10 protein-coding genes are annotated in these 12,845 nt (G+C 39.3%); 5 read left to right on the forward strand and 5 right to left on the reverse strand.

Features of this window, described 5'->3' with window-relative positions; genetic code table 11:
• The first annotated feature begins 116 nt into the window (after positions 1 to 116).
• Together I6E69_RS00440 and I6E69_RS00445 are read left to right on the forward strand one after the other, a co-directional pair.
• Positions 117 to 962, forward strand: coding sequence for a LysR family transcriptional regulator (locus tag I6E69_RS00440; RefSeq protein WP_002958025.1), 846 nt, complete (start codon positions 117 to 119; stop codon positions 960 to 962).
• A gap of 212 nt (positions 963 to 1,174) precedes the next feature.
• The gene (locus I6E69_RS00445; protein ID WP_197120345.1) at positions 1,175 to 3,331 is read left to right on the forward strand and encodes a TonB-dependent receptor; all 2,157 of its coding nucleotides are present in this window, start codon (positions 1,175 to 1,177) and stop codon (positions 3,329 to 3,331) included.
• Positions 3,332 to 3,660: 329 nt separating this feature from the next.
• Here the strand turns inward: I6E69_RS00445 and rlmB are convergent, their stop codons facing one another.
• The 5 genes from rlmB to I6E69_RS00470 all read right to left on the reverse strand — a co-directional run bounded on the left by rlmB (position 3,661) and on the right by I6E69_RS00470 (position 9,645).
• A complete protein-coding gene (gene rlmB, locus I6E69_RS00450) occupies positions 3,661 to 4,404 on the reverse strand; it encodes a 23S rRNA (guanosine(2251)-2'-O)-methyltransferase RlmB (RefSeq protein WP_002958023.1) in 744 nt (247 codons plus the stop codon).
• Positions 4,401 to 6,896, reverse strand: coding sequence for a ribonuclease R (gene rnr, locus I6E69_RS00455; RefSeq protein WP_002958022.1), 2,496 nt, complete (start codon positions 6,894 to 6,896; stop codon positions 4,401 to 4,403). The genes rlmB and rnr overlap by 4 nt, the downstream gene beginning before the upstream one ends.
• Positions 6,897 to 7,097: 201 nt before the next feature.
• A complete protein-coding gene (locus I6E69_RS00460) occupies positions 7,098 to 7,832 on the reverse strand; it encodes an enoyl-CoA hydratase/isomerase family protein (protein WP_197120346.1) in 735 nt (244 codons plus the stop codon).
• Between the two features lie 98 nt (positions 7,833 to 7,930).
• Positions 7,931 to 8,545, reverse strand: coding sequence for a DNA-binding response regulator (locus I6E69_RS00465; protein WP_002958020.1), 615 nt, complete (start codon positions 8,543 to 8,545; stop codon positions 7,931 to 7,933).
• The gene (locus I6E69_RS00470) at positions 8,545 to 9,645 is read right to left on the reverse strand and encodes a sensor histidine kinase (RefSeq protein ID WP_138488567.1); all 1,101 of its coding nucleotides are present in this window, start codon (positions 9,643 to 9,645) and stop codon (positions 8,545 to 8,547) included. Before I6E69_RS00470 ends, I6E69_RS00465 begins: the two co-directional genes overlap by 1 nt.
• A gap of 325 nt (positions 9,646 to 9,970) precedes the next feature.
• Here I6E69_RS00470 and I6E69_RS00475 point away from each other — a divergent pair, with 325 nt between their 5' ends.
• From I6E69_RS00475 to I6E69_RS00485, 3 genes are read left to right on the forward strand one after another with little or no spacing between them, the layout of a single operon-like run.
• A complete protein-coding gene (locus I6E69_RS00475; RefSeq protein WP_002958018.1) occupies positions 9,971 to 10,837 on the forward strand; it encodes a DMT family transporter in 867 nt (288 codons plus the stop codon).
• A complete protein-coding gene (locus tag I6E69_RS00480; protein ID WP_197120347.1) occupies positions 10,834 to 11,538 on the forward strand; it encodes a glycerophosphodiester phosphodiesterase family protein in 705 nt (234 codons plus the stop codon). The genes I6E69_RS00475 and I6E69_RS00480 overlap by 4 nt, the downstream gene beginning before the upstream one ends.
• Positions 11,539 to 11,583: 45 nt before the next feature.
• A complete protein-coding gene (locus tag I6E69_RS00485; RefSeq protein WP_002958016.1) occupies positions 11,584 to 12,804 on the forward strand; it encodes a methyl-accepting chemotaxis protein in 1,221 nt (406 codons plus the stop codon).
• The last annotated feature ends 41 nt before the right edge of the window (positions 12,805 to 12,845 follow it).

A 12,845-nucleotide genomic window follows, 5' to 3' on the forward strand; every position in this document is an offset into this window, starting at 1 on the left:
TGTGTATTTTCGATTACAAAAGTATATTGCCCACGCCTATCAACAACAAATTGTAATTATTTATCAATTGATAAATAATACTTATATATATGGCTATATAAATTGTAATTTTAAATATGAAAAACATATCAACAGACGGTTTACGTACTTTTGTAATGGTAGTTGAAATAGGTGGCTTTGCTAAAGCAGGCGATTTACTTGGCCTGTCGCAACCTGCTGTAAGTTTGCAAATCAAGCGTTTAGAAGACGTGCTTGGCTATAAACTATTTAAAAAACAAGGGCAGCGCCAAGTATTAAACCAGTACGGCGAGCTATTATTGCCTATGGCAAAACAAATGATGCAACACAACGATGCTATTTTGCAGCAGTTCACCTCAGAAAACATTGCAGGTAAAGTGCGCTTGGGTATTCCGAGCGAATTTGCAGCGCGCATTTTACCCTCAATTATTGGCGACTTTGTGGCGCTCTACCCTGAGGTGTCGTTAGAGGTTAAGTCGCGTTTAAGTAAGCATTTGCTTTCGGCCTCAAGGCAAGATCAGTTTGATTTAGTACTTGCGCTAAATGAGCGACTCAACTCTGATAAGTTTCCTATTTTTATGCAAGACGAACTAGTGTGGGTGGGCGACCTGTCACTTGCGCATAATGAGGTGGTTACCCTAGTTACCGCACCAGAGGGGTGTATTTATCGTCGCCGTGCTACTGATGCATTAAAAAGTGCAGGCATTAAATACCGAATAGTTTATAGCAACGCCGATTTAACCGGCCTTATAGCTGCACTAAAAGAAGGCTTAGGTATTACGGTACTTGCCAAAAGTACAGTACCGAGTGAGCTTAACTATCAAGTTCAAACCAAGCATTTACCAGCTCTTGGTAATATTGGTATTAGCTTGGTTAAAAGTTCGGGTGAGTCGGAAAATGCGGTAGATAAACTCGCTGAATTTATAGCCCTACGCTTGGGCTAGCGCTTACGTAGCACGTATAAATCGTTCAGCCTTTATAGTTAGTAAAACAATTACAAAATAATACAAAAGAAACAATTTAGTTAATTAAGTTGCATAAGCAGGTGTTTTTAGTTCTATTAAACTGAACAATTAAATAGTTAATAACATTGATTCGTATTCGTTAACGTGTTCAAATTACGCCAATTAAGATAATTAACATGATTAGGAACACAATGAACCCTAAGTTTTTAGTATCTACTTTGGCAACTGCGGTTGCTTTGTCTTTTAGTGCTACTGCAATAGCAAAAGACACCAGCAATAAAGAACAACGCTTTGAACAAATTACTGTTATTGGCTCACAGCAAGCAATTAACGATATTCCTGGTTCGGCTACGTTTATTTCTGAAGAAGAGCTTCAAAAATTCCAGTTTACCGATATTTCTCGCGTTTTAGCGTCTGTTCCGGGCGTTTACGTGCAAGAAGAAGACGGTTATGGCCTTCGTCCTAACATTGGTATGCGCGGTACAGGTACTGGCCGTAACGATAAAATATCAGTAATGGAAGACGGTGTATTAGTTGCACCAGCACCATATTCAGCACCTTCTGCATACTACTTCCCTACTATGGGTCGTATGGAATCTATTGAAGTATTAAAAGGCGCAGCCTCAGTTAAGTACGGCCCGCGTACTACGGGTGGTGTTTTAAACTTACTTTCGCGCAGCTTACCAACTGAGCCAAATAGCTCAAAAGGTATGGTAGATGCAGCCCTTGGTAGCGACGGTTACTACAAAGGCCACGCTTACTTTGGTAAAGAAAAAAATAACACAGCAGGTTTAATTGAAGTATTTACTTACGGCGCAGATGGCTTTAAAGAGCTGCCAGTAGGCAATGACAACACCGGCTTTGAAAAAACAGATTTACTATTAAAGTTTGGCCATACGTTTGGTCAAAACGATGCGCATAATCTTGAGCTAAAAATTAAGTACTCTGACGAAACATCAGACGAAACTTACATGGGCTTAACTGACGAAGACTATAAACAAAGTCCTTACCGTCGTTATGCTGCATCGCAAAATGATGAAATGAATACGCGCCACAACGCATACCAACTTAACTATGCATACCGTTTTGGTGATGGCTATGAGTTTTTAGCTACGGCTTACTTAAACGATTTTCATCGTAACTGGTATAAAGCCAGCAGCGTAGGCTTAAGTACTCTTGAGCAGTACAGCGATTTTGAAGCAAACCCTACAAGCGAAGGTATTGAAGGTATTGGCGTTAAAGCTAATAACCGCGACTACCAAGCTAAAGGTATTCAGTCTGAATTACATATTCCTGCAGGCGATCACTATGTGACTGTTGGCGTACGTTACCACGAAGACGAAATGGATCGTTTTCAATGGGAAGACAAATACACACTTAATCAAGACCTAAGCTTAACGCTTACAGAGCAAGGCGTTCCGGGCTCTGATAGCAACCGCGTAGATAGCGCAGAAGCAAGTACCTTGTTTATTCAAGACGAGTGGACAATTGACGCATTAGTAGTAAGTGCTGGTCTTCGTTATGAAGACATTACTATTACGCGTGAAGAGTGGTCTAAATCAGATCCAACACGCAGCAACGGTTTAACTAAAGATGTGTCGAACGACACTGAAATTTTAGTGCCGTCACTAGGCGCTACATACACGCTTAACGAAAACGTAACGCTACTTGCGGGCATTCAAAAAGGTTATGCACCAGCTGCACCTGGTAATGCAGACCAAGAAGAAGAAGAAAGTGTAAACATTGAGTTTGGCTCTCGCTTCAATATGGATGGCTTTAGCGGTGAAGTAATTGCCTTTTACTCAGACTACGACAACATGCACGGTAACTGTACTGCAGCGGTTGGTTGTAGCGACGACAACATTGGCGACCAATACAACTACGGTGAAGTAGAAGTAGCGGGCTTTGAATTTAGTGCAGCACGTACTTTTGCAACTGATACAGCGATGTTCCCAGTTAAATTAACGTACACCTACACAGACTCTGAGTTTAAAAACGATTTTGATTCAGAAATTTGGGGCGCGGTAGAAAAAGGCGATGCAATGCCTTACGTACCAGAAAACCAAGTAGCGTTATCGTTAGGTGCTGAGTTTTCTGCGTTTGTAGTTAACAGCCAAATACGTTACGTATCTGACGCGCATGCTAACTTAACTGAGTCGGGCTTAAACGCAATTGATAGCCGCGTTGTATGGGATTTAGCTGCAAAATACTTAATCGATGAAAATCAAAAAGTATACCTAAGCGTTGATAACTTGTTTGATAAAACATACGTTGCTAACCGTTCAAACGGTGGCATTCAGCCAGGTAAGCCGCGTACTGTACAGATGGGCTACACTTATAGCTTTTAAGCTTAAAGCTGGTTAAACGGTTCACTAACAGCGTTAATAATTTTTTATGTAAGACCACTACACATCTAAATTATTGCCTTGTTTTTAAACCGTTTACCTGCGCTTTGTATAGGAGAAATCATTCACTAGCTGCGTTAAAAATAACTCATATAAGAACAACTATATTTCGTTATTTTTGCCTTGCTATAGAGTTATTTTCCTATCGCTATAATAGAGCATCAATTCAGTACAATTGGTGCAAAGTTAAAAGCGTAAATTACAGACAAAAAAAAGCCGAGATTGAATTTCAATCTCGGCTTTTTAATACATAAAACTTATCGTTTTATATATTAGTTATTTGCGTTACGTTGGCGTAATACTTCAAACAAACAAATACCCGTCGCTACCGATACGTTTAAGCTTGAAACAGTACCCGCCATTGGGATTTTAACAAGCATATCGCAATGCTCACGCGTTAAGCGTCGCATGCCCTCGCCCTCTGCGCCCATAACAATAGCCATTGGCCCCGTTAAGCTTGCATCAAATACGTGGTTATCAGTTTCGCCAGCGGTACCTACAACCCATACGCCTGCATCTTTAATTTCGCGAAGCGTACGTGCAAGGTTAGTCACTTGAATAAGCGGTACTGTTTCGGCTGCGCCACATGCCACTTTACGTGCAGTACCGTTAAGCTTAGCCGATTTATCTTTAGGTACAATCACAGCGTGAACACCTGCCGCGTCTGCACTACGTAGGCATGCACCTAAATTATGCGGATCGGTAATACCATCAAGCACAAGTAAAAACGGTGTGTCTTCACGAGCGATTATCGCATCAAGATCTTTTTCATTAAACGTTGGCGCTGCTTTTACGTTGGCAATAATACCTTGATGCTGCTCACCCTTTGATTTGCTATCAAGGGCTTTACGCTGCATAAACTGTACTGAAATACCAAATTTACGTGCTTCATCAATAATCGGAGTTGAGCGTTTGTCGTCACGACCTTTAAGGGCGTAAATTTCTACAAAGCGCTCTGGTTCGCTTTCTAAAATTGCTTCAACAGAATGAAAGCCAAAAATTAATTCATTACTCACGTATTGTCTGCTCCTGGGCTAGTACGTTTGCGGGCATTTTTGCCTGCTCTTTTAGGCTTTTTAACGGCCTTCTTCTTTGGTTTTTTCTTTACGGCAGTGTCTGCTGCTTTTTTATCTGCAGATTTTGTTGCAGACTTATTTGCAGGCTTGCCTTTATCTTTATTTGCTGGCTTTTTTTTACCTTTTGGTTTGTCATCGCTGTGCGACTTTTTACCTGGTACTTTGCCTGCTTTTAATTGCGAACGCACGCTTGCTGGCGCATGCTCAGACTTACCTGAGCCTTTTTTTGGTGCACGACGACGTGAGTATCTGTCTTGTGCAACATCGCCTTTAAGCGTTAAGTTTATACGGCGATCGTCTAAACTAACCGACGCAACTTTAACTGTTACTTTATCGCCAAGGCGATAAACTTTGTGAGAGTGCTCACCTATTAGGGTGTGTTTTGCAGCATCATGCGCAAAAAACTCGTCGCCTAAATTAGTAACGTGAATAAGTCCATCAATTTGTAAATCGTCTAAACGAATAAACAAACCAAAATTGGTAACCGATGAAATAACACCATCAAACTCTTCACCTACGTGATCTTGCATAAACTCACATTTAAGCCAATCAGCTACTTCGCGAGTTGCATCGTCAGCACGACGCTCTGTTGTAGAACACTGCTCACCTAGTTGATCAACTTCATCGTCGGTATAAGCGTATTCGCCAGACGTTTGCTGACCTTGTGCTTTTATTACTGCTTTAATAGCACGATGCACTACTAAATCTGGGTAACGACGTATTGGCGATGTAAAATGCGCGTAAGCCGATAACGCTAAACCAAAGTGACCAATGTTATCTGGCTGATATACAGCTTGTTTCATTGAACGCAGTAACATAGTTTGAATAAGTTCAGCTTCTGGGCGGTCACCTAGTCGCGCTAATACTTGCGTTATTTCTTTTGGTGTTGGCTCGTCGCTTAATGTGCTTTCGATACCTAACTCGCCTAAAAACTTAGTAAAGTTACCTAGTTTTTCTTGATCTGGTTCGTCATGCACACGATAAAGCGCGCTTGCTTCATGCTTTTCAAGAATTTTAGCCGCTGATACGTTGGCTAAAATCATACATTCTTCAATGAGTTTGTGCGCATCGTTACGAATAACAGGCACTATTGATTCTATTTTACGCTGAGCGTTAAATACAAAACGTGTTTCTAGGGTTTCAAACTCAATGGCACCACGGTCTTGGCGTGCAGCTTTAAGTGCCATATACATTTGCTGTAAGTCAGTTAAATGTGGCACAACGGCTGAGTATTCTTCACGTAGTTTTTCGTCGTTTTGTAAAATGGCATTTACTTTGGTGTAAGTTAAACGTGCATGCGAGTTCATTATCGCTTCGTAAAACTTATAGCCCGAAAGTTTACCCGCGCTCGACACGGTCATTTCGGCAACCATACATAAGCGATCTACTTTTGGATTAAGTGAACATAATCCGTTAGAAAGCACTTTTGGTAGCATCGGAATTACTTGCTCAGGAAAATACACTGAGTTACCACGCAAAATTGCTTCTTTGTTAAGCGGCGTGTTCATTCCTACGTAATGCGATACATCAGCAATGGCAACCCATAAGCGCCAGCCACCTGATTTTTTAGGTTCACAATATACGGCGTCATCAAAGTCGCGTGCATCTTCGCCATCAATAGTTACAAGTGGTAAATCACGTAAATCTACGCGACCTTGTTTGTCAGCTTCTTCAACAAATTCACCTAGATGAGCAACTTGTGCTTCAACTTCTTCTGGCCATACATGTGGAATATCGTGATTGCGCAGTGCAACTTCAATTTCCATACCTGGGGCTAAATGCTCACCAAGTACATCTATAACTTTACCTACCGCGTTCATGTTACGGCTTGGGTTTTGCGTAATTTTAACCTGCACCATTTGGTTATGGCGGGCACCGTTTTCGTTGCCTGGTAAAATCATTATATCTTGCGTTATGCGCGGGTCTTCAGCGACTACAACAGCAACACCGTGCTCAACAAAGTAACGGCCAACAATTGGCGCGCGCTCGTTAGTAAGCACTTTTATAATACGTGCATCGCATTTTGAGCCAGAACCACGTTTAGTGCCTTTAGCTAGTACAATGTCGCCATGTAACACCATATTCATTTGGTGCTTAGCAATAAACCAATCTTTACTCTCGCCTTCAACTTCTAAAAAGCCGAAACCGTCTCTGTGGCCTATTACTTTGCCTTTGGTTAAACCGGCTTCGTCAATTAGGGCGTAGCATTTAAATTTATTGAAATACAGCTGTCCGTCACGCTCCATAGCGCGAAGGCGGCGTTTAAATGCTATTTGGCGTTCGTCATCGTTTACTGCTAGTTCTTCACATAATTGCGCGTAGTTAGCAGGCTTTGAACGCTCTTGAAGGTGAGTAAGTATAAACTCACGACTAGGGACTGGGTTTTCGTACTTTTCTTGTTCTCGACTGAGATTTGGATCTTGGTTTGACATTCACTATCTTGTTAGTTGGTTATGTAGGTATTTTAACCCATATAGTTATAATGAGACAGGTAAAAGCTATTAAACTTTTAAGAAAGCACTTTTACCTTGCTGTTTACCTTGGTGTATAGTTTAAAAATCTAGCGCAATGGGGCTTAACGATCCCTTAACTGCAAAGTGTTTAGTCATCTCGTAGCAATGCTAAAACCTATACTATTTTTTTTGTAGGTTTTTCCACAGCAGTTTACTTATATTATCAATAAAGCTTGGGTCTTCTTCTTTCATCGTAAGTAAAATCTGCTTATTCATTTGTGTTTTATTTTGAGCGTAAATCCAACGATTTTTATTAAACTGCTGGGCAAACTCAAGTACACCCGCTTGTAGTTCGTCGTTATTTGTAAACACAGCTTCAACTACTTTGTTCTCTAGCAACTGCTGTGCCCCAACCCGCTCTCCTGACATAGCTAGACGATTAAAGAAGGTTTGCGAAATTGCCTTATTAATTATAGGAAACATCGACGGAACAAATGGCACCATTACATCCACTTCAGGAAAACAAAAAAAGCCTTTGTCTGATTTCATAAATCTAAAGTCGCACGCACACGCAAGTACAGAACCATTACCATAGGTATGCCCGTTTAACGCAGCAATAATAGGCATAGGAAAAGTAACTATACGTTTAAATAAGTCACTTATTTGAATCATAAAGTCAGAAATTGCTGCAGGTAAAATACTTGGATTAGACATCCATTGAAGGTCGATACCCAATGACCAGTTTTTATCACTTGAAGACGTTAAAATAACTGACTTAATATTTTGTTCTGCTTCAATGTGGTCTAGGTGTAAATTAAACTCAGCCAAAAACGCTGGGTTGTGGCGGTTTTCAGCGGTATTCATGGTGAGTATAGCGATATTATTTTTAGTTGTTAGTTCTATTAAGCTTGCCATTAAAACCTCTTTTAGCGCTTTTTAAGCTAATTTTAAGCGCTGTTCGTTACTTTTACATATCATAGTAATACTTTGCTTATAATTTATAAACCCGCTAATTAAAGCCACCCTTTTTGTTTAGCTATACGCGCAGCATCTATGCGGTTAGTGGCATTTAATTTTGCAATGGCATCCGATAAATAATTACGCGTAGTCCCTTCGCTAATAAATAACTGCTTGGCTATGTCGCTTGTTTTAAGGCCATCGCTTGCAAGTTTAAGGGCTTTGCGTTCTTTATCGGTAAGTGGATCTGCATCGTCCAATGCATTAATAGCAAGCTCTGGGTCAATTACCTTTTGTCCCTGCATTACTTTTTTAAGCGCATTTATTAACTCTTCACTCGGTGCTTCTTTTAAAATAAAACCTTTAACGCCAGTCGTAAGCGCCCGCCTAATATAACCCGCACGAGAAAATGTAGTCATAATAACCATTTTTATAGTAGGAAATTTAGCGGCTATTTTTTCGCTAAGCTCTATACCATTCATGGTTGGCATTTCTATATCGGTTAAAATTATATCGGGATGCAAATCACTATCAAGCGCCTCAATTGCATTAAGTGCATCTTGCCCGTTACTTGCTTGCCCAATAATCTCAATATTAAAATCAAGCCCTAACAATGCTGCTACTGCGTCGCGCACAAGCGCCTGATCTTCCACTAAATATACTCTGATCATTATAAATCCTTAGCTGTAATTGGCAGCACTACTTTTAAAGTAAAATTATCGCCACAGGTAAATGCTGCACTGCCATTTAGTTGCTCTGCTCGCTCTTTAATACCATTTAGGCCATTGCCCGAATTCAATGTACTGCACGGACCATGGTCAATTACGGTTATAAGTAACTGCTGCGCTGTTTGTTCTATGTTTATTTCGCAATTTTTTGTATTGCTATGGCGTAATAAGTTAGTAACTGCCTCTTTAATTATAAGGCCTGCTATACCCTCTACTTTAGCGGGCAGAGCATTTAAAACCACATTAAATGAAACGTTAAACCCTTGCTCTATTAACCTTTGCTTTAACTGCGCTACTTGGCTGACAAGATTAAGCTGTTTTAAATCACTTACGGCGCTTCTTACATCGCTAAGTAACTGCCTTGCCAAATCGGCCACTTGTGCAATTTCGCTATTTGCTTGAGCGTAGCGCTCTCCTTGGTTTAATTTATTAGCAAGCTCAGCTTTTAAAGCAATAGATGAAAGTGAATGGCCTAAAATATCATGCAAGTCGCGAGCTATTCGTTCTCGCTCTGCAATAGCTGCTAATTGCTCTAGTTGGTTAGCGCTTTCTTGTTCGCGCTTTTTGTATAAGCTTTCTCTTTTTGCTGCAATACCGTAACTAAATAATGTGGCGCATAGAATCAAAGCAACGCCTAAAAAGTATTGAACCTTACCTATATCTCCAATATATGTGCTTAATAAAACCGTGAATATAATTGCGACCGCAGCATAAATTCTTTGACGGGAGCTGTAAGAGTAGCCTGCTATATAAGCTACGAAACCAAATAAAGTAGGCGTACCTGTGGTGTAAAAAGTAGCGCAAAAACAAATTAAGAGCATGGCTAAAAATAACTTAGTCACCCCTGCACTTTTACAGTTTATTGCTTTTACATACAAAAGAATAAAAGCAATATAGAAGGCTAAAGACATAACAATTTGGTTAACTGTAAAGCTCGCAAAATTAATTATTAGCGGGAGTAAATAAAAGCCGGTAAAAATTAAATGTCCATATTTCCAAAAACCTTTATCGCTTTGTTGAGAAAAGCTGCTTAACGAGCTCATACTAATACCTCAGGCATATTATTTTTACTTATAGCACTATTTTTATTAATAAATATAAATAACATAAAAATGCATACCAGCATAAAGCAATCTGCGTACGTAATCGTAAAACTTAACGCCTCTAGCACTTCATTAATAGTTAAGCTGATTAAAATTAAAGAATTCATAATTATCTCCTGTTGAGTAAGGTAACTATGCCCGCGTACAAAAATAATAAGAGTGTGAAGTGTCATCAACTTTAATGACTTTTGTCATGCGGAAAAAATTCATCTTAAGAATTTTTAAGCAATGTTAATATATTCAAAAAGTACAACAAGGAAATTAAATGCAACCTCAGCAACAAAGTTTAATTTATTTACACATAGCGGTATTACTTTTTGGCGGGACCGCTCTATTTGCCAAACTTATTGGTTTAAATGCTTTAGATATTACCGTTTACAGAACTGCAATTGCAGGAATGGCTATTTTAGCCATGCTTTATTTTCAAAAAAAACAAATTAAACTCAACAAACCTAAAGACTATCTTATTGCATTATTTTTAGGTGTTGCTGTGGGTATTCACTGGGTTACCTATTTTGCTGGTATGCAAATGGCCGGTATAACTATTGGAATGCTGGCATTTTTTAGCTATCCCGTAATGACGGTGTTTTTAGAACCCTTATTTAATAAAAGCAGGCCAAAAGCAAAAGATATAATAAGTGCAGCGGTGGTTGTTTTAGGTATTTACTTATTAGTACCAAGTGCAAACTTAGGCGATGATGTAACCCTAGGTGTAATAACAGGTGTGATATCGGCATTGTTTTTTTCAATAAGAAACATTACTCATAAGCGCTACTTTAGCCAATATGGCGGGCCGCAAACGATGTTTTATCAAACCTTAGTGGCAAGCATTATGTTGTGTGCATTTATAGAAGTACCAGTGTATGAGGTTAGTAATCACGACCTGATTTTAATTGCTGTAGCGGGTGTTATATTTACAGCTACACCGCACTCGTTATTTGCAGCAAGTTTAAAGCATTTATCAGCGGCAACCGCTGGGTTAATTTCTTGCTTGCAGCCACTTTATGGCACCATACTGGCTATAGTAATTATTCATGAACGTCCTACTATTATGACGTTAGTTGGTGGAGCACTCATAGTGAGTGCCGCTTGTTTTGAAACGTGGTCAATCACTAAAAAGGCTCGACAATGAAAGTATTTGCACACCGTGGTGCCAGTGGGGATTTTCCTGAAAACACCAAAAGCGCTATTTTAGAAGCGTTAAAAGTAGGTGTTGATGGTATTGAAGTAGATATTCAAAGTTCCTTAGATGATTACATGGTAATACACGACTCATGGCTTGATAGAACCACCAGCGGTAAAGGCAGGGTAAGTAACTTTAGCGCTCATGAGCTCTCTAAGCTTGATGCTGGAAATGGTGAAAAAATTCCTACTCTTCAGCAGCTGTTTGATTGGAATAACAATAAATCTTTATTAAATATTGAGCTTAAACACACGTTTGCACTAGAAAGGTTTGTGGCTCAATTAGAACAAAACATTGAAGCTAAAAAAATATCGAAAGCCAATATTTTAGTATCATCGTTTGATCATCATCAACTACAGTGGCTTAAAAACAAGCTACCATGGCTTAAAATAGGCGCCCTTACTTCTTCTATTCCAATTAACTATGCAAAATTTGCTAGTGATTTAAACGCTTATAGCGTACATGCAGATAAAACCTTTATAAATAAGGCTTTTGCAGAGGATGCAAAAAAAAGAGGCCTAAAGATTTATGCTTATACAGTCGATAGGGAAGAAGATATAGCGCTAATGCTTGAGTATGGCATAGACGGAATTTTTACAAATTACCCAGCGCGAACCAAAGCTTACTTGTTGTCGTTACAAAAAGGCTAACTTACATTCCCCTCACTTAAATAACAATCGTAGGGCTTGAGCATAATGAGTGGTTTTATGAAAATTTATAACTATATAGAGCAAACATTCTTTTTTACGTTAACCCGTAAAATAGTCGGTAATTTAAGTTTTGTATTATTGTTCCAAGCAATTACGTTATTTTGGCTGCATCAGAGTTTAAGCGAACAACAGCAAAGTACAGGGCTATTTTGGCTGCTTACGCTTGTGATTATATCTGGTTTTATTTTTACTCTTTTTTATATGCGTTTTTTAATTGTTCGCCCTGTTACTGCTATGCGCGATACTTTGATAGAAATAAACCAACAAGATGCAAATTTAGCAGCAAAACTTCCCCACTTTTCGTATGACGAATTTAAAGATTTAAGTTCACAATACAATATATTTACAGCCCATTTAAGTGAGTTACTCAGCACAACATATAACAGTGCTCAAGCTAGTGCACACAGCAATACACAAGTCACTGAATCAATGAAAAATACTGAGCAATCAAGTGAGCAACAAATACAGTTAAGCCACAGTATTATTAATGCCAGTATGCAAATAACCCAAAGCTTACAGGACATAGTAAATAATACAGATAGCGTACATAACGTTAATAATGAACATCTTAACTTTGTAAAACTATCTGCATCAGAACTCGCTGCTTTAGTAGAGCAGGTAAAACTTATTACTAATATGCTAGGTAGCTTTTCAAATACAATTGCGGGACTGAAAGAAAACAGTGAAAACATTCGTAGTATTTTAAAAATGGTTGAAGAGTTTTCTGATCAAACTAATTTGTTAGCCCTCAACGCCGCAATAGAAGCAGCTAGAGCGGGTGAAGCTGGCAGAGGATTTGCCGTAGTTGCAGACGAAGTACGCACGCTTTCAATAAAGGTAAGTGGCGCAACTAGGCAGATTAGCGACTTTATAAGTCAGATGAATGATTTGGTAAACGAGACTAATAAAGAGTCAGAGCAATTAATGACTCACTCTAATAACGCACAAAGCTCAATTAGTGCAACCTGTGATGGCTTTACTAAAATGCTTAGTGAGTTTGAGCACAACCAGCAGCAGCTGCAACAAATAGCCAGTGCTGTACATTTGCTTGAGGGCACCCAAAGTACGACTCACCAATCGGTAGAGCAAATCGTAGCTTTAGGGGAGCAAGCTAAACAGCAAATAGATACGGCATTAGCCGATAGCGAGCAATCTCAACAGCTAAGCTTACAAACCCAGCAACAGTTAAAACGCTTTGTGCACTAAGAAGCGTTTTCGGGCTCAGAGAAATATGGTAAATTACGCAG

This window comes from Pseudoalteromonas sp. NZS100 (assembly GCF_015864815.1).
GTDB classification, from domain to species: domain Bacteria; phylum Pseudomonadota; class Gammaproteobacteria; order Enterobacterales; family Alteromonadaceae; genus Pseudoalteromonas; species Pseudoalteromonas distincta.